The 20,950-nt window shown below is 51.1% G+C and carries 21 protein-coding genes; 5 read left to right on the top strand and 16 right to left on the bottom strand.

All coding sequences use genetic code 11. The features are described 5' to 3' along the window. Positions 1-105: 105 nt before the first annotated feature. Positions 106-2,934 carry a heavy metal translocating P-type ATPase gene (locus BLQ16_RS03920; RefSeq protein WP_242868943.1) on the top strand — a complete coding sequence of 943 codons (2,829 nt, stop codon included), beginning with the start codon at positions 106-108 and terminating at the stop codon, positions 2,932-2,934. Positions 2,935-3,014: 80 nt separating this feature from the next. Here the strand turns inward: BLQ16_RS03920 and BLQ16_RS03915 are convergent, their stop codons facing one another. Further along, positions 3,015-3,749: a class B sortase gene (locus BLQ16_RS03915; protein ID WP_091791436.1), complete on the bottom strand. Its 735-nt coding sequence runs from the start codon at positions 3,747-3,749 to the stop codon at positions 3,015-3,017. 87 nt (positions 3,750-3,836) lie between these two features. Between BLQ16_RS03915 and BLQ16_RS03910 the strand changes: the two genes are divergently transcribed. From BLQ16_RS03910 to BLQ16_RS03895, 4 genes are read left to right on the top strand one after another with little or no spacing between them, the layout of a single operon-like run. Continuing rightward, positions 3,837-4,112 carry a hypothetical protein gene (locus BLQ16_RS03910; RefSeq protein ID WP_091791435.1) on the top strand — a complete coding sequence of 92 codons (276 nt, stop codon included), beginning with the start codon at positions 3,837-3,839 and terminating at the stop codon, positions 4,110-4,112. Between the two features lie 4 nt (positions 4,113-4,116). Further along, the gene (locus tag BLQ16_RS03905) at positions 4,117-4,953 is read left to right on the top strand and encodes an MBL fold metallo-hydrolase (protein ID WP_091791434.1); all 837 of its coding nucleotides are present in this window, start codon (positions 4,117-4,119) and stop codon (positions 4,951-4,953) included. After that, the gene (locus BLQ16_RS03900) at positions 4,950-6,224 is read left to right on the top strand and encodes a DEAD/DEAH box helicase (RefSeq protein ID WP_091791433.1); all 1,275 of its coding nucleotides are present in this window, start codon (positions 4,950-4,952) and stop codon (positions 6,222-6,224) included. The genes BLQ16_RS03905 and BLQ16_RS03900 overlap by 4 nt, the downstream gene beginning before the upstream one ends. A gap of 3 nt (positions 6,225-6,227) precedes the next feature. Beyond that, positions 6,228-6,743, top strand: a complete 516-nt coding sequence (locus tag BLQ16_RS03895; protein WP_091791432.1) for an NUDIX hydrolase — start codon at positions 6,228-6,230, stop codon at positions 6,741-6,743. 75 nt (positions 6,744-6,818) lie between these two features. Here BLQ16_RS03895 and BLQ16_RS03890 read toward each other — a convergent pair whose 3' ends face one another. The 15 genes from BLQ16_RS03890 to BLQ16_RS03820 all read right to left on the bottom strand — a co-directional run bounded on the left by BLQ16_RS03890 (position 6,819) and on the right by BLQ16_RS03820 (position 20,938). Continuing rightward, positions 6,819-8,057, bottom strand: a complete 1,239-nt coding sequence (locus tag BLQ16_RS03890) for a WG repeat-containing protein (protein ID WP_091791431.1) — start codon at positions 8,055-8,057, stop codon at positions 6,819-6,821. Positions 8,058-8,431: 374 nt separating this feature from the next. Beyond that, positions 8,432-8,989: a hypothetical protein gene (locus tag BLQ16_RS03885; RefSeq protein WP_144019654.1), complete on the bottom strand. Its 558-nt coding sequence runs from the start codon at positions 8,987-8,989 to the stop codon at positions 8,432-8,434. A 24-nt stretch (positions 8,990-9,013) separates the two neighbouring features. Then, complete coding sequence (locus tag BLQ16_RS03880) at positions 9,014-9,730, bottom strand: DUF2059 domain-containing protein (RefSeq protein ID WP_091791429.1); 717 nt, start codon at positions 9,728-9,730, stop codon at positions 9,014-9,016. 259 nt (positions 9,731-9,989) lie between these two features. Next, complete coding sequence (locus BLQ16_RS03875) at positions 9,990-11,285, bottom strand: ATP-binding protein (protein WP_091791428.1); 1,296 nt, start codon at positions 11,283-11,285, stop codon at positions 9,990-9,992. Next, positions 11,282-11,998, bottom strand: a complete 717-nt coding sequence (locus BLQ16_RS03870; protein WP_091791427.1) for a LytR/AlgR family response regulator transcription factor — start codon at positions 11,996-11,998, stop codon at positions 11,282-11,284. Before BLQ16_RS03870 ends, BLQ16_RS03875 begins: the two co-directional genes overlap by 4 nt. A gap of 12 nt (positions 11,999-12,010) precedes the next feature. Next, positions 12,011-12,397 (bottom strand): hypothetical protein, encoded by a 387-nt coding sequence (locus BLQ16_RS03865; protein WP_144019653.1) that lies wholly within the window; start codon positions 12,395-12,397, stop codon positions 12,011-12,013. A gap of 88 nt (positions 12,398-12,485) precedes the next feature. Continuing rightward, positions 12,486-12,905 carry a hypothetical protein gene (locus BLQ16_RS03860; protein WP_091791425.1) on the bottom strand — a complete coding sequence of 140 codons (420 nt, stop codon included), beginning with the start codon at positions 12,903-12,905 and terminating at the stop codon, positions 12,486-12,488. Positions 12,906-13,098: 193 nt separating this feature from the next. Beyond that, positions 13,099-14,031, bottom strand: coding sequence for a copper amine oxidase N-terminal domain-containing protein (locus BLQ16_RS03855; protein ID WP_091791424.1), 933 nt, complete (start codon positions 14,029-14,031; stop codon positions 13,099-13,101). A 20-nt stretch (positions 14,032-14,051) separates the two neighbouring features. Continuing rightward, complete coding sequence (locus tag BLQ16_RS03850; protein ID WP_091791423.1) at positions 14,052-15,185, bottom strand: amidase domain-containing protein; 1,134 nt, start codon at positions 15,183-15,185, stop codon at positions 14,052-14,054. A gap of 353 nt (positions 15,186-15,538) precedes the next feature. Beyond that, on the bottom strand, positions 15,539-15,802 hold the full coding sequence (locus BLQ16_RS03845) for a hypothetical protein (RefSeq protein WP_091791422.1): 264 nt from the start codon (positions 15,800-15,802) through the stop codon (positions 15,539-15,541). A gap of 207 nt (positions 15,803-16,009) precedes the next feature. After that, positions 16,010-16,945 carry a copper amine oxidase N-terminal domain-containing protein gene (locus tag BLQ16_RS03840; RefSeq protein ID WP_091791421.1) on the bottom strand — a complete coding sequence of 312 codons (936 nt, stop codon included), beginning with the start codon at positions 16,943-16,945 and terminating at the stop codon, positions 16,010-16,012. Positions 16,946-16,978: 33 nt separating this feature from the next. Further along, positions 16,979-18,151 (bottom strand): hypothetical protein, encoded by a 1,173-nt coding sequence (locus BLQ16_RS03835; protein ID WP_091791420.1) that lies wholly within the window; start codon positions 18,149-18,151, stop codon positions 16,979-16,981. 153 nt (positions 18,152-18,304) lie between these two features. After that, positions 18,305-18,547, bottom strand: coding sequence for a hypothetical protein (locus BLQ16_RS03830; protein WP_091791419.1), 243 nt, complete (start codon positions 18,545-18,547; stop codon positions 18,305-18,307). After that, entirely contained in the window at positions 18,534-20,249 is a 1,716-nt protein-coding gene (locus BLQ16_RS03825) for a sensor histidine kinase (protein WP_091791418.1), read from the bottom strand. The genes BLQ16_RS03830 and BLQ16_RS03825 overlap by 14 nt, the downstream gene beginning before the upstream one ends. Beyond that, positions 20,246-20,938, bottom strand: a complete 693-nt coding sequence (locus BLQ16_RS03820) for a winged helix-turn-helix domain-containing protein (protein WP_091791417.1) — start codon at positions 20,936-20,938, stop codon at positions 20,246-20,248. The genes BLQ16_RS03825 and BLQ16_RS03820 overlap by 4 nt, the downstream gene beginning before the upstream one ends. Positions 20,939-20,950: the final 12 nt, after the last annotated feature.

Below are 20,950 nucleotides of genomic sequence, written 5' to 3'. Positions count from 1 at the left end.
TAAGGCCGCTGTGCCACCGTCTCAAATTGTTAAAAGTTGGCAAAGACGTGTAAGAAGCTTATAATAAACCATAGGTAGCTATCATTAGAAGAAAGGAAGGTGTCTATGGACGAATTACAACAACATTATCGGGTGGGCGGGATGTCCTGCGCCGCCTGTCAAGCGACCGTTGAACGGCGGGTGCGGCAAGTGCCCCAGGTAGAGGCGGTCCAGGTCAACCTCCTGACCGGGGATATGACGGTCACCGGTCCGGCCGATCCGGAAGCCGTCCGTGCGGCGGTTGAAAAAGCCGGCTACACCATTGAAGAAACGGCGGATAAGGCCGCACCGACCGATGGCCAGCGCTTTGACGTCACCGGCATGTCCTGTGCCGCCTGTCAAGCGGCTGTGGAACGCACCGTCAAAGAGGTGGCCGGCGTGAAAACCGCCTCGGTCAACCTCCTGGCCGGGACCTTGACGGTCAGCTACGACCGGCCCACGGACCCGGACCTCATCATCGCGGCCATTGAGAAGGCCGGCTACGGCGCTCAGCGCCACGATGCCCGTCAGGCCCTGCCGGACAACCCGTCCTTGCTCCAGCATCGGGAAGCGGCAACCATCAAAAAACGGATCATTACCTCGCTCTTCCTGCTCATACCGCTGATGTACGTCACCATGGGCAGTATGGCCGGGCTTCCCCTGCCCTCCTTTTTCACCGGTCCCGATGCGGCCCTGCGCTTTGCCGGCCTGCAACTGGTCCTGACCCTGCCGGTTTTAATCATCAACCGCAAATTTTTCATCAATGGCTTCAAGGGCCTCCGCTACCTGGCCCCTAACATGGACAGCCTGGTGGCCATCGGCGCCGCCGCTGCATTTTTGTACGGCCTTTTTGCCATGTGGCGGATCAGCCAAGGCTATGCAACAGACGATATGGCCCTGGTGGCCACCTATCGCCACCAGCTGTATTTTGAATCGGCGGCCATGATCGTCACCCTAATCAGCGTGGGCAAATACTTGGAGGCCCGGTCCAAGGGCCGCACCACCGATGCCGTTTCCGGCCTCTTGGAATTGGCCCCGGAAGAAGCCCTCCTGGTCGATCCGACGGACGGCCACGTCCGCACCGTGCCCACCGCCCAAGTCCGGGTCGGCGACCTCCTGGAAATCCGCCCCGGTGGCCGCATTCCGGTGGACGGCTTAGTGGCCAGCGGTCGCTCGGCCGTAGACGAAAGCGCCTTGACCGGTGAGCCCTTGCCGGTGGACAAGGGCCCCGGCGACCAAGTGACCGGCGCCACCATCAACACCACCGGCGCCCTCCGCATGACCGTCACCCGGGTTGGCGCCGATACCACCTTGGCCCACATTGTGGCCCTGGTAGCCGATGCCAATACAGGGAAGGCCCCCATCTCCCGACTGGCGGACAAGGTGGCCGCGGTCTTTGTCCCGGCGGTCATGGCCATCGCTTTGCTGACCGCTATCGTTTGGCTTTGCTTGGGCTATGGGGCGGAATTTGCCCTCTCTACCGCAGTATCGGTCTTGGTCATTTCCTGCCCCTGTGCCCTAGGACTGGCCACGCCGGTGGCCATTATGGTCGGCACCGGCCAGGGGGCCCGGATGGGCATCCTCTTTAAAAGCGCCGAAGCCCTGGAAAACCTCCACCACATCGATACCGTCGTCCTGGATAAAACCGGCACCCTCACCGAGGGCCGCCCGGAACTGACGGACGTGATCCCCTTTCAAGGGCAGGGGCAGGCGGCCCTGCTGCGGCAGGCCTACGCCCTGGAAGCCGCCAGCGAGCACCCGGTCGCCAAGGCCGTGGTGGAAGCCGCTGAGCGCTTGAATTTAGCCGATGCCCTGGCTGAGGACTTTACCAGCCATAGCGGTCAAGGCGTCAGCGCCCTGGTCGAAGGGGAGACCCTCTACGCCGGTAACCGCAGCCTGATGGACCGCCTGGCGGTGGACTGCCGCGGCGCCGACAAAAAGGCGGAGAACTTGGCCAAGGAAGGCAAAACGCCCCTTTATATGGCCAATGACCACCAGCTGCTGGGCATGCTGGCCGTCCAGGATGCGGTCAAGCCGACATCTGCCGAAGCGGTCACAGCCCTCCACGACCTGGGCGTCCGCGTCATGATGCTTACCGGCGACACCCGCCTAACCGCCGACGCCATCGCCCGCACCACTGGCATTGATGCGGTCATCGCCGAGGTCCTTCCCCAGGATAAAGACAGCGCCATTCGCCGTCTCCAAGACGAGGGACGACAGGTGGCCATGGTCGGCGACGGCATTAACGATGCGCCCGCCCTGGCCCGCGCCAATACAGGCATTGCCATCGGCGCCGGCACGGACATTGCCATTGAATCCGCCGATGTGGTCCTGATGCGCAATGACCTCTTGGACATCAGCCGTGCCTTTGAACTGTCTGCCGCCACCCTGAGGACCATCAAGCAAAACCTCTTCTGGGCCTTTTTCTACAATGTATTATGTATTCCCATCGCGGCCGGGCTCTTATACCTGCCCTTCGGCATTCATCTGAACCCGATGTTTGCCGCCGCCGCCATGAGTTTGTCGTCTATTTTTGTCGTAACCAACGGGCTCCGCCTGCGCAGCTTTACCGCCAGCCGACCCGTTGCCGCTGCGGCCCCGGCAGGCCCGTCCCTGCTTGACGCCCCTGCCGCCGCACCGACCGGTGAAGCCGTTGCTGAAACGGTTTCAGAAAGCGAGGATGCCATGAAAAAAGTTGTTCACATTGACGGTATGCATTGCGCGCATTGCCAAGCCGCTGCCGGCAAGGCCCTGGAAAGCCTACCCGGTGTCAGCAAAGCCAAGGTCAACTTGGAGAAAAAAGAAGCCGTGCTCAGCTTGAACGGTGAGGTCACCGATGACGCCATCCGCAAGGTGGTTAGCGAAGCCGGCTACACCGTCACCAGCATTGCCGATAAAAAAGGGCTCTTCAGCTAAACCGCCCGCCTGCCTGCCGCATTCCAGCGGCAGGTTTTTTTATGCCCGCCAACAGGCATAAAAAAACCGCCTTGCGGCGGCTAGGCACTGACGGTCCGTTTGGCAACAATCAAAATACGGGCATCCTTTTGCGCATTGTCACAGGTGGACAGGGTCACCAGCTGGTCTCTTTTGTCAACAGGCGTGGACAGGCGTACCCGCTCACTGGCAGACAAGTTGTCCAGATAAGCCCGGGCGTTCTTCTCATCATCCCAGTTCAGCCAACTGTTGTAGCTGAAAAACTGCGCCGGATCTTCCAAATTCATATCATACACGCCGATGATCTCACAATCCCAGACCCTGGTCGGGGTAGCCAAGCGGAACCGGCGATGGCTCTCTGCCGTGGCCTGGCCCAGCAGGCGGTCTAAATTGGAAAAGACCTGCCCATTGGCCATATTATGCCCGTAAATCACCCAATGGTCCGCCGTCTCCGGCGCCACTTCATAGTCTAAAAAAGCCGTCCCGTTTGGATTGGCATTGCCGGTGGCATCATGGGTCAAGTAGAATTCGTTATCTCCCCCCTTAACCACCGGGGCATTGACAAAGTCAGGAAAATCCAGCCAGCCGCAGACATCCCCATTGGCCGACTGGTAGCGGGCTATATCTGCCGCATAGGGATTTTCCGGCGCCGGCAAGGACGACGTTGCCAGCTCCTCTGCCGGGGGCACGTGCTGCCAGGTGTGCAGGTGCCCGCGCCAATCCACCTGATGATTGATGATCAGGGCCAGCCCCACAACCAGGCAGATGACCCCGATGACCACACGTATTTTTTTCATGAAGCACCTCCTGCAACCACCACTTTAACGGTTGCACCGACCCCTGTCAATTGCCAATGAATGTGCTACAATAAACAGGGTGATGCTATGATTACAATCAATCGACTGGAAGCCGAATGCAGCCGCGCCATTAAAAAATTAACCCCTGATGACATCCTCCGGGTCCGTACCTGGAAGGGGGACCGCGGCTTCAGCATCAGCCTGTCCGACGACGGCTATGAGCTTATTGAGGACGGCTTTCAAAATGAACGCTACACCTTCAGGACAGATACAGCGCTGCGCAAGGCCGTGCGGCGCATCGCCAAACGCGAATTTCCGCGCAGTCACAAGCTGCGCTTTTCCCTAACTGCAAAAAGGAGCTGACACCTTGGAAGAACTGATCTACTTAGGCACCGGTGCCGCCATGAACACCGATTGCTTCACCACCGCCCTGCTTTTGCGGGATGGCCTCAAGGGCCGGCATTTTCTGATGGACACCGGCGGCGGCAACGGCATTTTACACCGGCTGCGCCAAGCCGACATCCCCCCGGAGGCCATTACCGACGTTTTTATCTCCCACCACCATACCGACCATATCCTGGGGGCGCCCTGGCTTATGCGCTTGTCCGGCCACGGCAAGCAGCGCCATCCCGACTGGCCCCCCCTACATATTTACGGCAGCCCGGCCCTTTTGGACACCTTGATGGCCGTCTGCCGACCGATCTTGCCCAGCTCAGTCCTGGACATGATTGGCAGCCATATCCGGCTGGTGCCTGTGGAAAGCGGCACCACCTGCCCCATTGGTCCCTGGCAGGTCACCTTCTTTGACATCGGCGCCGCCAAAGTGGAGCAATACGGCTGTCAAATCCGCCTGCAAACCGGTGAACGCCTGGTCTACCTGGGCGATGAACCCTTGCGGGCGCCGGGCATGCCCTATGCCCGGGAGGCCGACTACCTCATCCATGAAGCCTACATTGCCCATCCCGGCGAAGGCCGGTTTTCCCCGAAATCCATCGGCCATTCCACCGTTGCCGAAGCCGCCGCCAACGCCCGTGACGCCGGCGCCCGCCACCTAATCCTCTTCCATTCCGGCTTGGACGCCACGCCGACCCGCCGGCAAGACTACATCAGCCTGGCCCGGGAAACCTTCACGGGAGAAATATCCGCACCGAACGACCTTGACAGCCTATTTTTCGAACACCGGCCAAAGGAGAACCATCAATGACATTTGCAGACTTGGGCTTGACCGATACGAGCAGACAGGCCCTAAAGGACCTATTCGGGGTTACCGACCCCACCAGCATCCAGGCCAAGGCCTATCCCCCCCTTGCCCAAGGCCGGTCTGTCGCCCTGGCGGACATTACCGGCAGCGGCAAAACCCTGGCCTACCTCCTCCCCCTTTTAACCGATGACCTCCTGGCCGCATCAGAAAACCGCCTGCTCATCATCGCCCCCACCGCCGAACTCTGCAAGCAGATTGCCGATGTGGCCGATGCCTACTGCACCGCCTTGGGCCATCCCCAGGCGGTCACCGCAGCCTTTGGCGGCGCCAATATCCGCTACCAGCTTGAGCAGCTGGGCAAGCGACCGCCGGTCGTCATCGGCACACCCGGCCGCATTTTAGAATTGTTCAACCGCCGCAAACTCAACGGCCAAACCATTCGCACCCTGATCCTGGACGAGGTGGACGCCCTCTTGGGCAAGCCGGCAGACATTGCCGATTTACAAAAGCGCCTCTTACGTGACGTCCAACTCGTCCTTGTTTCCGCCTCCTTGCAGGATGACCAGCTGGCTTTTTTCAACCGAGACCTCCTGCGCCTGGCCGGTGACGGCGCCTTAAACACCCGCATCCACCACCTCATCCTGCCCTGCCAATCCAGCCGCAAGTTTGACCAGCTCCGCCCCCTCTTGTTTGCCCTCCAGGGCAGTGGCACCAGCCTGGTTTTTCTCAACGCCCTGGACCAAATTGACCGCATCGTCGCCCGGCTAAGGCATCTGGGCCTGCCTGCCGCCGGCTTGTACAGCGCCATGCACAAAAACGACCGCCAAGCGGTCATGCAAGGCGTCCGCAAGGGCGACATCACCATCCTGGTCTCCAGCGACTTGGCCGCCCGCGGCTTGGACCTGCCCATCATTGACCAGGTCATCCACCTGGACTTCCCCAATGACCCAACCACCTACGTCCACCGCGCCGGCCGGACCGCCCGCGGTCCGGAAGCGGAAGGGGCCTCCGTCGTCCTCGTTGCCGGGCGGGATGAAGCCGCCTTGCGCATTTACGAACGGGAGTTGGGCATTCACTTTGACAAGATGTTCGTCCGGGACGGGCTCTGCTACCTTGGCGAAGCCCCTGAGAAAGCGGAAAAGCCAACCCCCTCATCCAAATCATTCAAGGCGAAAAAGAAAAAAACCGCCCCCAAGCCCCCGCCTAAAAAGAAAAGCAAAAAAGCACCGAAACACGCCGCGCGCAAAAAAGCGCAGCAGAAAAAAAAGAGGTAAACCATGGAACTCTGGGAATTACTCGACGCCGCCGGCAGCCCCACCGGTGAACTCCACCGCCGCGGCGATGCCCTTCCCCAAGGGCGCTACCACGCCATCATCGGCGTCTGGACCCTCCACCGCCAGCTGAAACGCGTCCTCATCACCCGCCGGGCGCCGGAAAAAATCATCTGCCCCAACCGCTGGGAAAACACAGGCGGGTCTGTTATCGCCGGCGAAACAGCCCCTCAAGCCGCCGCCCGGGAGCTGCGTGAAGAAACCGGTCTCCACTCCACTCCCGGCGACTTAATCCAGGTCGCCACCATTCAAAACGGCCAAGTCTTTGCCAATTGCTTTATCAACTACACCGCCCAGCCCCCGGACAGCATCGTCCTGCAAGCGGAGGAAACGGTGGATTACCGCTGGGTCTCCTTGGCCGAAATTGACGCCATCATCGCCGCCGGTCACTTCGCCGAACCGGAAATCATCCAGTACCGCACCTGCCGGCCCTTTCTCGCCCAAGCCCTCCAGGACCTATAACCCTCCACAAAAAGCCAGCCCCCATTGACACCCGTCAATGGAGGCTGGCTTTTTGACGCCTATCCCTGGCAAAATCTATTTGAGGGCCACAATCCCCCATTTGTCCTTCGGTTTTTCCTTAAACCAGGCCAAGGGGGCCTTGTTAAAGAGGCGCAATTCTGCATAGGTCGGCTTTAAGACCACCTTGCCCTTTTCATCCAGAAGGCCCCAAGCGCCGTCCTGCTGAAAAGCCGCATAGCCCAGCTCATTAAAGTTTTCAATGCCCTGGTTTTTTGGCACCTTGATGTCTTTACCGTTCACATCAACAATCCCGCCGTGGCCGCCATCCTTATAAACAGCATAACCATCCCGGGTAAATGCGCCAATCTCATCGGCAAAAGGCTTCCGCACCAGGTCACCCTTGGCGTTCAACAGGCCAATCCGCCCTTTTTCATCATACAGGCCATAAGACTGGCCTTTTTGCTCTGATGCCACCATGACAACCGCCTGGTCTGAAAACGGCTGCCTCAAGACCTTGAAGTCCTTGTCCAAAAGCCCCCAGCGGCCGTCTTTTTTATAGGAAACAGGCAGCCCGTTTAAAAGGCTGGCCGGTTGCAGGGCCCCGTCTATCTCAAGGGTCCGCACCACCTGACCGCTGGTATTTAAAATGCCCTGCTCACTGCCCCGTTTATAAAGCGCCTCATCGCTGTCGCCAAAAAGGCCGATCCAATCAAAGTCCGCTTCGGTCAGCAAGCTGCCGTCATTGGCGGCCAAGCCCATGTGGCCATTTTTGCTATAGACAAAGCCGGCACCTGCCGCCAGTGGCATTCCCTCGCTCATGGCATCTGTCAGGCTATCGGTTTGAAGATCGTACACACCCCAGTGCTCGTCTTTCTTGTAACTGAAAACCGCCTTGCCGTCTTTTTCCGACAAAAGGGCAATATCTTCTGCAAAAGGCGCCTTCAATTGCTTGCCTTCTGCGGTCATCAGCCCCCAGGGGCCATCTGTGACTTCTTGAAAAGCGTAATAATCGCTGCCGAAAATAGGCCGCAAGTCACGAAAATCCGTGCTTAAGACCGTCTTGCCCTTATCATCCACCAAATTCGCCTTGCTGTCCACCGTTAAGACCCCGGTCTTATCCACATTCGTATAGACCACCGTCCGCCCTTGGTCATCCGTCCCGCCGATGACCTCCGCAAAAGGCGCCGCAACAACACTGCCCGCCCCTGCACCGGCAGACCCTTCTGCCGAAGACGATTCTGCCCCCGGCCCGCCACAAGCCGTCAAAGTCACCATGACTACCAGCGCCAGTAAAATAAAGCCCTGCTTCTTCATAAAATCAACTCCTTTGGTCTCTACATCCCAGCACTATTTGGTGAAAATGCGTACCTGCATATTACAAGATACCCGGAGGTCATCATTTCCACCAGGAACGGGAAATCGCCCCATACCTTCTTTTATCTTAAAGTGAATTAAATATTTTGTGCGTAATGCCGGATAAGCAGATCGCTCAAATCGAAGCCTAGTTTAATAGCCTTTCGAGGAAACTCCTTGGCTATGGCACTCCGGATGAGCTGGACCAATTTTATGCCTGTGTCGCCTGATAGACTATTCGACTGTCAATGTTCAACTTGTTATTGCAATTTGCCGTCAACAAACAATAAAATTAGCAACAGATTCAACAGGGACTGCTCTCTATGACTTTTTATCTAGTGAGGGCGAACATCAATATTACCATTTTCGTGAATGACAATAACACCACCATCTGGGCGCTCTATTTTATTTAATTCTTTCTGGTTAAAGGCTATTTTTTTCGCATTTGGCACTTGTTTGGTCACCAATTGATCAATTTTTTTGCTATCTTCTTTAGAGATATTTTTCAAATCTGCGTTTTTTCCGACTACCTCATCCACTGCATAGTAATAACAACTTTCGTATACATCCCAAGCTGTTGGTTTTAATTCCGGCTGTAGCTTTTTTAAGGTATCACGAAGCAAGTCTGATAAAGGCTCACTGGGAGAAGCCTTGTCAATGTCAGCCTTAATGAGTTCGTAATTATACTGGGCATTATCCAGATACTCTTTTTCCGAAAGATCTTTTATATCTTCCTTGGCATATCTTTCCATAGCATATGAAAATCCTCTAGAAGATAGGGACTCGTTATCAGCGCTACTGTTAGTACTGCTATTTGATGCCCCCCCACAACCACTTAATACTGCTACAACCAAGAAAAAGCAACAAGCCAGCAAAAAAATTTTTTTTAGCATAATACATTCTCCTAAACTTTATTTCTAGTTTTTGAAAATTTCACCTTGCATATTGCAGGAAACTCTTAGATCATCCATGTCGTATAAAAGTGAATTAGATCGTTGGAGCATGTGGTGAATGACAAGGGTTCGACATAAATTCTGCTTTCCATAAGGATAGCTTGACGTCGGGCCAATTTTTTCTGCATATAAGATATCATTCGTTCTTACATTAGTCTTTGATGAAGTATTAATAACTTTGCTGCCATTATATCTGAAGCACGATTTCATATAGGTCCGCCACATAAAGGCGCCAAATCTATTATAACCCTCATGCTGATTTTGACCACATACAGAAGACCAAGCATCTCTCATCTGAACACCATCCCGAGAAATGGTAAAGGTATCTATACGAAAAGAACCATCTTTATAGAAAACAATATCTTTTTCTTCGTTAATGGACTCACCTTGTTCATTGGTATAGTTTTTTGTCGAAATTTGCTCAGTTCTCAAAATTGTTTTGTCCATATGCACATCATTTCTCACCGCTTGTTCATATTCTGGATGCATTTCAAAAAAATGAGCGTAATCCACTACACCCTCTTGTTCCATATCAGCGACTCTTAGATAGTCTACAAGCGCTTCATTTCTTTCTTCAAGCAAAGATAAGCAGTTATCCTCAGCCGAAGTATCTTGCGCAAAAGCTACCATTGGACATAATACTAAAGAAAAACTCACTAATAAACCAATTATCTTTTTCATAATTTATCTACCTTTCTAAAAATAAACGTTTCCCTTATCAATCAAACCAAATGAACCATGGGACTCACCTTCCTTTCTTTACCACTCTACTTACTCTAATTATAACAAAATAATTTCATTCCAGATTTTATATGGTCGATTTTTAACGATATATGGTCATTTTTTTACTTTTGCCCCGGTAAGCACCCCTTTCCCTTAGTCAAACGCTGCAAAAATGCCCTGACGGTCTCCGGGCAGCCGGACACCGTCAGGGCATCTATCAGTCATCTTCTATATTTAAATAGGCCAGCCACTCCACCCGGTAGCGTCCCGGGCTTCTTTCTATGCCCATGCGGCCATCGTGCCGGCGGAGAATCTCACGGACAATGCCCAGCCCGCGACCGGGCGGCGCCGGTGAGGCGGCCTCACTGTCTGCGCAGGTATTGACCAGGACCCCTTTCAGCATCCCATACTTGATGGTCAAGAGCAGGGAGATGTCCGGATTTTCCGCAGTACCGGCGGCGGCAATGGCGTTGTCCATTAGATTGGCAATCACCATGGCGATTTCTTCATGGTCCCCCGGCGGAAAATGGCCGTTGATCTGGATGTGCAGGGGAATGTCTCCTGCGTCTGCAGATTTCACATGCAAAACGGCATCCACCATTTTATCACCTGAGGACGCCAGCACCTGGTCTGTCAGATCAGGCTTGTGCCACATCCATTGCTCCAGCTTCTCCGCCGCCAGGCGGCTGTCATCATGCAGGATCAAATGGTGCAGCGTCTTCATGCGATTGTAGCGGTCATGCGCTTCATTATAAAAGTTTTCCAGCTGCTTCTGCTGTGCTTGTAAATCTCTTTTCAAAATGCTGCTGTAATCCTGCTCCGTTGTCGCCAGCATCTGCGCCAGACGCCGGTTTTGAAAAAACAGGCCGCTGACCAAAAAGAGCAAAAAAATCACAACGGTGGACACCATAATTAAGACACCGATGTTATTCAAAGGCAGGGCGATAACGCCGTATTGCCGGATAAAATAATCAAACAGCAGCAAGACGCCAACGGCGCCGCCGGCAAAGGCCGCCAGCGTTCGCCGGGTCATGGCCCGGAAGAGCCCCTTGCGCATAAAATAGCAAAAAACAGCCATCATCCCCAGCGCCAACACCGTGTCAAACACATGAAAAGCCAGATATTGCACCGGGCTGTAGCCCAGGTAACGCGGTCGCATGATAAACTGGGCATAGCTTTCAAAGGCCAGCACCTGGGCCGGCATCAAGAGGGCCGTCAAGAGCAAGGCCTTTAAAAGCCGCATCCGCCCATCATCAGCACTGAACAGCCCCCATAGCAAAATGCCCAAAAAAAGCGCGCCGTTCCGCCCCACATAGGGAAAAGCCGGCTCATAGGCACAGCCCAGCAGCAGGCTGCTGCCAAGCAAAACCGCCCCAGCCAGAAGCCACCGCCGTTCTTGAAACAAGAGGGGATAAATAAAGCCCGCCAGTCCCCCGGCAATGACCAGCAGCTTAATCACATAAACCGCTAAAATCCAAGGCCCCGGTGCCAAGCGTAATAGCCCTTCCATCATTCTTCGGCCTCCCCTGTCACGGAAAAAAGCGCCCTTTCCAACTCTTTTTGCAAATACTTGCTGATTTGCAGCCGACTCCCGGTGCTAAACCTTATCTCGCCCGCATGAATGTGCTTAATATGCCGGGTATTGATCAAATAACTGTTGCCCACCAAGACAAAAACACCATCGTCCAACCCGTCAAGAATGTCCTCTAAGGACCCGCGAAAGCCCTGTCCCTCACCGTCTGTCAGCACAGGGACAATCCGCCGCATTTCCTTTTTAAAGTAGAGAATATTGTTAAGCGCAACCACATGTGAAGTTTTATTAAAGGTATAGCGGAAAAAACGCGGTTGATGCCGGTCCAGCCATTTTTCCAACAAATCGATAAGCCCGGCAGAAAAATTTTCTGCCGCTTGCCGCTTGTCCACAAAGCCAAAGGGCTGCACATTGGCCACAGCAGCCGTGCTCACCGGATAAGCCGTTATAAAAATAACGTCCCCCCAAAAGCCTGCCGCCCGCAGCTCATCCAGCCGATCCACCGTACTCCCCTCCGGAAGCCGAATATCCAATATGGCCAGGACCGTATCCGAGGTCAAAAGCGCCCTCAAGTCAGATAAAGAATGGCCGGTATACACCTCAAACGGTAACTTATGCCACAAGACCCACCTGTCTACCGTCTGATAAATGGCTTCACATGTAAGCCTTTCATCATCAATAACAACAATCCGCACCGGCCCACCCCCTTACCATTGCTCAATCTTAAAATCAATGTCCAAGTCCTCGCCACCGTCTTTGGCCTCAACGCAAAATCTATAGTAAGACGGCACCGCCCCAATGGGCACCGTCATCTGCCCCCACTCACCCGGCTGTACCGTAGGCCCCCGCCTATGGTCAATATACAGGTAAACTTCACGAGCCATATTATTCCGGACAGAAAGAGCAGCACAATGCCGCCCGTACTGCGGCTCAATCAATTCAGTTCTATCAAGGGCAGGCGCTTCTGATAAATGTCCGCTAAAACAACAATGCGCATCCGCCGGCACTTTCGCATCTGCCAAGTAGCCAATTTTTGGATTTACCTGGAGCGCGGTTTCCCGACTTAAAGCAAGCATGGTCGGCTGGGTACTCATAAGCAAATGGTCATAGGAACAACTTGTACAGGAAAGCAAGAGGCACCCTGCAATAATAAAACAAGCCCATCTATTCTTCATATGAAACCTAACTTTTTTGTTTGATGATACACTGCATGTTAATGACGCCACCATGTGCCGGGTAAGCGTTAAAATCATAATATTTATCCACTAAGACAGACTTGCTGATGTGCCCTTGCGCTCCGGGGGCTAAGGTCCGGTAAACTTGATTATCAATGTTAATGGTAATGGCTGACCTCCCGGTATTTTTAATCCAGAAATTCACATACGCGCCGTTTTGAGGGGACAACCAAAACTGTTTTAAAAAATAACTTTGGTTGGTGACGGTTCCATCAAAAAGGCTATTATATCTTAGTATCATCTCCTCCTGATTCATTTGACTAAGCATGTCTCCTGCCTTGTCTGCAACCGGCGCCGCAGACCCCAGTCCCGGCCATAAGACCAGTAAACATAACATCACGATACAAGGCATCCATCTTTTTTTCATTGAAAATTCCTCCTTTTTCTAGGCCCATTGTAAACGCAAATAGCCCAGAGAGGCAATCGCCTCTCTGGGCATGGCGGTCTCGCCATGATAAAAGCATATTGAGCATCATTGCATGGTCAGCCAATGGGGCCCTTTCAAAACACCATTAGCCAATTGATAGGTTGCCTTCATATCATAAAATGAGGACTAGGATTTAGTTGCCCAAGCTTTTAACATCAATGGTGTGTTGTGTGCCATTTTTCTCTGTGGCAATAAGCGCACCGTCTTTCATGCTAAAGGTGCAGGCGTTAACGGCAAAGTCCAAGACATGGGTCTTCACTTGTCCGCTTTTGCTATCTGCAACATACAGGTTCTTGGGGTTGATGGGGTTACTCCAGCCAGCGGCGCCTGTCCCGTCTGTGTAATAAACGGTATCGCCGTCTACGTAGAAGGTGCTGGACCCGTACACATCTGTCACATACTCTAAGCCGGTTCCGTTGACTCGGAAGAGGGGAACAGGTTTCATAAAGTCGGAGCTATCAACGAGAAGCCCCAGATAGGTGGTGTCCCCTATGGTTTGCTGTAAAACAATGGGGTCTGTAGCTGTCTTGGTTAAGAGGGTATAGCCTTCCGGCAGGCTTAGTTCTTGGAGGCCTGCCTCAGTGCCGCGGAGCAGCTTTGTGCCGATGACTTGGTAGTCTGTGTTCTTCCCTTGGTGAATCCATACGGTACGGGAGTCTTTTTCCCAATAGACATGGCCGTACAGCTCAGAAAATTCTCTGGCCGGGATGTAGGTGCGGTCTTTTTTCAAGGTTGGCAGATTTTTAAAGGTGCGGGCAGTGCCGTTGGCGATAAATTCCTTTTTGCCAATGCTCATGCTGACGTCAACGGTGCCGTCTTCGCTGGTGATATGAATAGAGCCGTCTTTTTGCCAATCGGTTTTATAGCCGAAGGCATCGTTGACGACGCGGAGAGGAATCATGGTGCAGCCGGCGTCATTGATGTAAACTTGTCCGGCAGCTTCATCAGAATTGACCAGACTTTTGTTGACAACAAGGCTGACATTGTAACTGTCTGCAAAAGCGGCGCCGGGTGCGGCCAATAGGGCCAGGCAGGTTAGACCGGCTAAAATTTTTTTGAGTTTCATAATGTTTTTTCACCTTTCCCCTAATAAACGCGGAAAGAACGAATTTGGTTACTGTCCGGCCAAATAGGACCATTGATAACATTAGCTGTATGACCGCTGACTCTAACCGCGCTGTAAGAAGTCATGGGATCTTGTGTAATAATAACCGCATGGTACCACGCAGACCCATTTGTATAATGAACGACAGTTCCTGTTCTATCCATATTATTGGGATAAGTAGGCAAATACTGATAACATCCTTTTGCGCGACCAGTATTAACCAACATATCACGTTGTCCCTCAACGTTAATAAACTGATAGGAGTCCGGAGACCAAGAAGAAGTATAGGTCATTCCACCAGCATTGAGGCATTGAGATGTAAAATTTGCACAGTCCCCACCAGAGTAACTATAATCGCTAAATAGAGGATTTCTATTGCTACCTCCCCATCTTAACGCATAGGTGCAAGCTTTTGCTTTTGAATACATATACCCCATGAGCTGTTGCGTATTATGCAGGGATTTTGCTTCCTTTGTACTTTCAGTCATCGTATCAGGCAGGTTCAAATAATCAATGCCACCTAAATCTTGAACGACATCATACATGTTTGATACCTCAGAGTTACATTTAGCAAGCACACTTCTGTTATCAAAATCTTGTACAAAGGCATCCATTGTCAAATTTATACCATAGACTTCATCAACAACACGTGCAATTTTCCACATATTATCAACTTTTTGAAGAATAAATCCTTCTCGAGTCGAAGAATAAAAAGGAAATCTTTCCGAACCATTATACGATAATGTCTGTTCAACAGTTCTTGTTGCTAAAACTTTTAAAGTATCGTTATTGATTTTAATGACTTTGTCAATTCTAAAATCAGTATCATTGTCAACAATATCATAGCTGGATTGAGTCTTTTGAATATAATCATTGCGTGCTTTTAGTTGAGAAAAAAGCTTTGTATTCACAAAAGCATCTGAGTCCAAAGAAATATTTTTGTTTTCATATGCGGCGACAACAGAATTATTAAATTCATCAAGTACTTGAAAAGCATTATCCGGAATATTTACTTCTGCTCGGTCAGCAGTTATTTCCTCTGCACTAGCACATGTCGGCAGTAAAAGTGCTCCACACAAAAGTAAAGCAAATAACTTTTTCAAAATATTTTTCATGCCAACTTCTCCTTTCTAAAAAACTAATCATTCTCTTGCCACAACCTACTATTCGAGGATCAAAATAACAACTTTCCGAATACTGTTTTAATATTTTCCATATATCCTCCTTTTTATCGATATCAATAAGGCTTCCTATCAAGTCAAAGTATACCATAGAAAAATACGGAAAATTCTTATATGGTCGATTTTTGCGGATATGTGGTCGTTTTTTTACGAAAGGGGTTCTTTTACAACGGATTTATATTTTTATATAATATTCTATTCACAAAATAACCCGCCGGACAGGTCCGACGGGTTATTTAAATGAGTAAATTTTTCTTTGTCCATTTAGAATTTAATGAACGATTGTGTTAAGCTTTTTGGCTTGTCAAGCTTTTAACATCGATGGTGTGTTGTGTGCCATTTTCCTCTTTGGCAATAAGCGCACCGTCTTTCATACTAAAGGTGCAAGCGTTAACTGTTCCTGTTGAATCCCAAATGGTATCACTATATTCCATACCTGCAGCACGAAGCATTTCCGGAGTTATTGTCACTTCTGCATTTCTAGCATATCTGGCCTCAGCTAAATTTGATGATAGCGCTTGTAGATTAGCTACCATTTCTTCTTCACTCATAACAACAGGTACTTGTATAGCTAACCCTGTTCCTGTATTAACTAAAGTTGCATCTACGTTAGATTTTATGTGCTGATTTTTTACGATATATGGTCAATAAAGGATCAAGATAATCTATATATAGGTTACCTTGATCCTTATCGTTTTTAATATTATTTCTACCTAGGCAGACTAGTCCTTACATCCCCCAAAGATCTTCTCTAGGCATTATTTTACATTCGGTGACAACATATTGAAGTCAATGACATGCCGCGCTCCGTCTGGGGCAATAGCAATAAGCTTACCCTTCTCCATAGTGAGGTCACATTCGTTGACAGCAAAGTCGAGCGTATAGGTCTTCTCTGTATCAGCTGTTGAAACCAACAATCGATGAGGATCAATAGCATTTGTCCATGGACCAGCTTTGGTACCCATGGTATGGTAAACAACATCACCATCAACAGCAAAAGACGATGTGCCATTAACCCTAACTTCCAAACAGGTTAACTTATCCCCATCATCACGGAATAAAAGTCCACGTCCAGATGCATCATTATCATAATTAACAGCTACATACGCAGTGCCATCTTTCTCAACCTTGACCCGGTTTACATAGTCTCCACGTTGAGCAGAGACCCCATTTTCACCAGAAAGATCCATTACCTGCTGTCCGTCAATACCAGCACGGACAATTTTCCTTCCCATCACACGGTAAAGTGGGGTATTCGTATCTATCATCCACACCGTGCGACTTTCACCATCCCAGTAAATCCTACCATGGAGTTCACTGAAATCTCTCGCAGGAAGATAGGTGCGTCCATTTTGAACAAGAGGTGGGGTTCCAAATTTACCAGGCACTCCGTTTGAAACATAGTCAACACTGCCAACTTGCAAGGTAACATCCAGTGCGCCATTATCACCAGTTACATGAATACGTCCATCGCTTGTCCACTTGGTATTATATCCTAAGTAGTCATTTACCAACCGCAACGGCACCATTGTCCGCCCCGCATCATTAATATATGCTTCTCCCATGCTTTCATCTGTAACCGCAACATCATTATTCACCCAAAGATTAATAGGATCACTCGCCGCCATGATCGTTCCTGGTAAAAGACAAGCTATGGCCAGCACTGCTGAAATCGTTATTGCCCCTTTCTTCATAAATATTCTGCTCCTTTCGGTTCATTGATACTTTTAGTTTAACACAATATTTACCCATTCAGCGGAATAATTAGAATCCGGGTGAATAGTAACTTTAGATTTATCTGCTAATGTGTCCCCAATTAGATATTTTGGCATCGAACTATCGTAGGGATATCTTCCAAAAATATTCCCAACAACATACTGTGCTTTTGCAGGTGTATTGAACCCATCTGCTTTATAGTAGTAAACATTATTCCAATGTGCATTTTTTAGATAATCACCGTTATCCACTCTATTGAATTGAGCCAAAGCAACTTCTCGTGTAATATTCACATTAGAAGGCCTTGTCGTAAAACTACTTGGCGCTGGAATCGTCAGACTAGCCACTTCTTTCCAAGAATTTGGATCAATAACTTTAATTAAACTTTGACCACCATTTAATTCCATCCACAAATATGCTTCATCACCACTGAGCGAAATATTTTTTTCCGCCCATCCATTACCAAGGACATTCCGGAACAATCTCCAGCTTTGCGTTTCTTCATAATAAACTAATCCTGCATCAAACCCACCACCATTGCCATAAGCACCATACATAATATACGGTCGCGAATTGTATTCATTAGCCGCACCTGGGTTGTATTTTACTCGAACCGATGGTAAATCAACGTAACCCGTAGACTTAAAAAATTTATAAGAGGGGTCTGAATATGTCATCATATGAACTCCACTGGAAGCTGCTCTCGCAGCCTGTGTAGAAACATTATTTTGTGATGTTTTCCCTATATAATATTCTGGATGCGGCACAATCGTCTTGTGATCGCCCATATCTACAATACCGTTTTCATCTACAGGATAAAGTGTCTCTTCACCATCATCTACTTTATGAATATTAGCAAACGTATCTTTCAAATTCTCCAGTTGCTGTTTGTCTAAATCATTATTAGTAATGATCTCATACAATTCTGGGATTTCTCCAGACATTTTAGTGAGATCATTTTGAGTAAAACCATTGTCTCTAAGTTCTGCCTTCATTTCTAAAAGACTTACTTCTGCCAGTTCACGGGAATCAACATTCTCTCTTGCATCAGAAGCGCTCATCGGAATAGCCAGACTTTTGTTGACAACAAGGCTGACATTGTTACTGTCTGCAAAAGCGGCGCCGGGTGCGGCCAATAGGGCCAGGCAGGTTAGACCGGCTAAAATTTTTTTGAGTTTCATCATGTTTTCCACCTTTCTAAAATGATCCAACAAGATCCAACAGCAATAAAAACATCCAGCAGCAATAACTCTATGCTTAGCTTACCACAGAAAGACACAGAAAATTTTTATATGGTCGATTTTTGCGGATATGTGGTCGTTTTTTTACGGAAGGGGTTATTTTTCGGGAATATTATGTTTTCCCATAATATTTTGTCCGCGAAATAAACCGCCGGACAGGTCCGACGGTTTGGTTGAGGAAGGCTTAATAAAATGCAGATCACCCAAAGCAACGGATTTTTCGACAATAAAATCAAGCCGATGACCAGGCGCCCCTCTCTTTCCCTTCCTGGCAACACAAAAAGCACGCTTCGGCCTAGGGCTGAGGCGTGCTTGTGTTTGCTCTTTAGCGGTCTTCATGGACGCCTAATGCGTCTGCGGATAAAAAGTGGACGGTGATGGTGGTGCCGCGGCCGGGGGCGCTGTCGACGTCTATGCTGCCGTGGTGGCGCTGGACGATGTGCTTGACAATGGACAGGCCCAGGCCACTGCCGGCGGCGGTTTTGCTGCTGTGGCTGGTGTCCACGCGATAAAAGCGTTCAAAAAGGCGGGACTGCATGTCTTTGGGGATGCCGGCGCCGTTGTCGCTGACGGAAATGAGGACTTCCTCCTCTTCTTCCATGACGGAGATGTGCACGTATCCGCCGGGGATGTTGTACTTGATGGCGTTGTCCACCAGGTTGCCGAGCATGTCCGTTAAGAGGACGGCGTTGCCGTAAACGGCGGCCCCTGTGTCGATGGCGGACAGGCGGACGCCGGCTTTGTCGGCGACCGGTTGGAACCGGTCCATGACCTGGTCGATAACATCTTGCAGGGGAACGCGGGTATCGCCGTCCAGTTCGCCTTGTTCAATGGCAGACAGGCGCATGATGTGATCGATGAGCTCTAAAAGCCTGCCGGCTTCGGTGTAAATGTGCTGGGCAAAGTGACGGCGGTCTTCCTCGTTTTTCACCATGTCGTTGGCCAGCATTTCAGCAAAACCGGAGATGGAGGTTAAGGGGGTTTTCAGTTCATGGCTGACATTGGCGGAGAATTCTTCGCGGGCGCGCTGGGCCGATACTTGCTCGGTCACGTCCAAGACCAGGATGATGGCGCCGACGATTTCTTCGTCGCGATAAACGGGGTTGACGAAGAAGCGGCCAATGGATGGGCCGTGCTGCAGGAGGTTTGAGCTGGAATGGCCGGTTTCTGCCATTTCAACGGCTTCCAAAAGCTCCGGCTGGCGGGACAGGGCAATCATGTGCTCGCCTACGCGCGGCATGACATAGGGGGTGAAGAAGTTCATGGCGCTGCCGTTGACGGCAAGAACTTGGTGGTCCTTGTCCAAGAGCACCAGGCCTTCTTCCATGTTTTCAATGATGTCGTTGATGGTGCGGCGTTCATCGCGCAGGGTTTGCAGGTGGTCTTCAATGGTCTCCCGTTGGTTGATTATTTCTCTGAAGAAGGGTTCCAGCTCTTCGTAACTTTCAGGCAATTGGCCCTCAGTCAAGTCATCCGCGGCTTCCTCTATAGGGGCTAAAAACCAGGCGGTCAGACGCTTAGAGGCCAAAAGGCTGATGAGGAAAAGACCGAGGACGATGACCAGGACGCCGGGCAACATGCGCAAAAAGATGCCGAACATGGTGCTGGTATCCCGGGCCAAACGCAGGACCTGGTCTGTACCGGGTATACGGGCAGCAAAGTAGTGGGTGGAAACGCCGATGGTTTTGCTGACCCGTTGGTCTGAAGCCTTGCCCAGGGTTAGGGCGGCGGCAATTTCCGGTCTGTTTTTATGGTTGGCCATGCTGGCGGCATCGCTTTGGTTGTCGTAAAGGACGCGGCCGTCGCCGTCCACCAGGGTGATGCGCAAGCCTTCCTGGCGCACCGGTTCAAAACTGGCCAGGTAGGAAATTTTATCTTCTCGGCCGGCGACCCCTTGTGCCAGGGCCAGGGTTTCGTTCATAAGGGCATCTGAGTGCTGACGCTCGTAAAAAGTATAATACCCGACGAGGGATATGCCCGTGTTCACGATAAGGGTGATGAGGATCACAAGGCAGATGGTCTTAAACAGGCGTTTTTTCAATTTTGCTCACCAGCTTCCAATTTATAGCCCACGCCGCGAACGGTCTGGATGAGGTGGTCTTGGCTGCCGAGTTTTTGCCGCAAGAGGCGGATGTGCATGTCCACTGTCCGGCTCTCGCCTTCGGCGGCAAAGCCCCAAACCGCTGCCAAAAGCTGGTCCCGTGAAAGGGCCAGGCCCTTGTTCAGCATGAGATAGTGCAGCAGTTCAAACTCCTTGTAGGTAAAGTGGACCTCCCTGCCGTCCACTTCTACGGTTCGCCGTGCCGGATCCAGCCGGACCTTGTCAATCTCGATCGGGGCATCTTCCGTGGCCGGTTGCAGGCCGCGGCCGGCCCGCCGCAGGAGGGCCTTGACCCGGGCCAAAAGCTCCATGACGCCGAAGGGCTTGGTCATGTAGTCATCGGCGCCCAGGTCCAGGGCTTCGACCTTATCGTATTCATTGCCCTTGGCGGTGAGCATCATAACGGGCAGGTTGGCTCCATCGCCACGGGCACGAATCTTCTTTAAGATGCTGATTCCGTCTTCATCGGGCAGCATGATGTCTAAAATGAGCAGGTCCGCTTTAACGTCTGAGGCGTGGAAGGCTTCTGCTGAATCAAATCCGTGGGCGGTGTAGCCATCGTTGTCAAGGGCGTAACAAACCAGCTTCCGAATGGCGGCATCGTCTTCAATAATGACTATATCTGGCATGGTCTTGCTCGC

It is taken from the genome of Peptococcus niger (assembly GCF_900101835.1).
In the GTDB taxonomy this organism is placed as follows: domain Bacteria; phylum Bacillota; class Peptococcia; order Peptococcales; family Peptococcaceae; genus Peptococcus; species Peptococcus niger.
This window is presented reverse-complemented; position numbering and strand designations above follow the sequence as displayed.

What these genes read in the sequence shown, in the direction of transcription:
- BLQ16_RS03885 (WP_144019654.1), bottom strand. Translation starts at nt 8,989, where the DNA reads ATGCTAAAAAAAATTTTTTTGCTGGCTTGTTGCTTTTTCTTGGTTGTA.
- BLQ16_RS03900 (WP_091791433.1), top strand. Translation starts at nt 4,950, where the DNA reads ATGACATTTGCAGACTTGGGCTTGACCGATACGAGCAGACAGGCCCTA.
- BLQ16_RS03850 (WP_091791423.1), bottom strand. Translation starts at nt 15,185, where the DNA reads ATGAAAAATATTTTGAAAAAGTTATTTGCTTTACTTTTGTGTGGAGCA.
- BLQ16_RS03855 (WP_091791424.1), bottom strand. Translation starts at nt 14,031, where the DNA reads ATGAAACTCAAAAAAATTTTAGCCGGTCTAACCTGCCTGGCCCTATTG.
- BLQ16_RS03835 (WP_091791420.1), bottom strand. Translation starts at nt 18,151, where the DNA reads ATGATGAAACTCAAAAAAATTTTAGCCGGTCTAACCTGCCTGGCCCTA.
- BLQ16_RS03920 (WP_242868943.1), top strand. Translation starts at nt 106, where the DNA reads ATGGACGAATTACAACAACATTATCGGGTGGGCGGGATGTCCTGCGCC.
- BLQ16_RS03830 (WP_091791419.1), bottom strand. Translation starts at nt 18,547, where the DNA reads ATGAAGACCGCTAAAGAGCAAACACAAGCACGCCTCAGCCCTAGGCCG.
- BLQ16_RS03820 (WP_091791417.1), bottom strand. Translation starts at nt 20,938, where the DNA reads ATGCCAGATATAGTCATTATTGAAGACGATGCCGCCATTCGGAAGCTG.
- BLQ16_RS03875 (WP_091791428.1), bottom strand. Translation starts at nt 11,285, where the DNA reads ATGATGGAAGGGCTATTACGCTTGGCACCGGGGCCTTGGATTTTAGCG.
- BLQ16_RS03890 (WP_091791431.1), bottom strand. Translation starts at nt 8,057, where the DNA reads ATGAAGAAGCAGGGCTTTATTTTACTGGCGCTGGTAGTCATGGTGACT.
- BLQ16_RS03915 (WP_091791436.1), bottom strand. Translation starts at nt 3,749, where the DNA reads ATGAAAAAAATACGTGTGGTCATCGGGGTCATCTGCCTGGTTGTGGGG.
- BLQ16_RS03895 (WP_091791432.1), top strand. Translation starts at nt 6,228, where the DNA reads ATGGAACTCTGGGAATTACTCGACGCCGCCGGCAGCCCCACCGGTGAA.
- BLQ16_RS03910 (WP_091791435.1), top strand. Translation starts at nt 3,837, where the DNA reads ATGATTACAATCAATCGACTGGAAGCCGAATGCAGCCGCGCCATTAAA.
- BLQ16_RS03865 (WP_144019653.1), bottom strand. Translation starts at nt 12,397, where the DNA reads ATGAGTACCCAGCCGACCATGCTTGCTTTAAGTCGGGAAACCGCGCTC.
- BLQ16_RS03860 (WP_091791425.1), bottom strand. Translation starts at nt 12,905, where the DNA reads ATGAAAAAAAGATGGATGCCTTGTATCGTGATGTTATGTTTACTGGTC.
- BLQ16_RS03880 (WP_091791429.1), bottom strand. Translation starts at nt 9,730, where the DNA reads ATGAAAAAGATAATTGGTTTATTAGTGAGTTTTTCTTTAGTATTATGT.
- BLQ16_RS03840 (WP_091791421.1), bottom strand. Translation starts at nt 16,945, where the DNA reads ATGAAGAAAGGGGCAATAACGATTTCAGCAGTGCTGGCCATAGCTTGT.
- BLQ16_RS03845 (WP_091791422.1), bottom strand. Translation starts at nt 15,802, where the DNA reads ATGAGTGAAGAAGAAATGGTAGCTAATCTACAAGCGCTATCATCAAAT.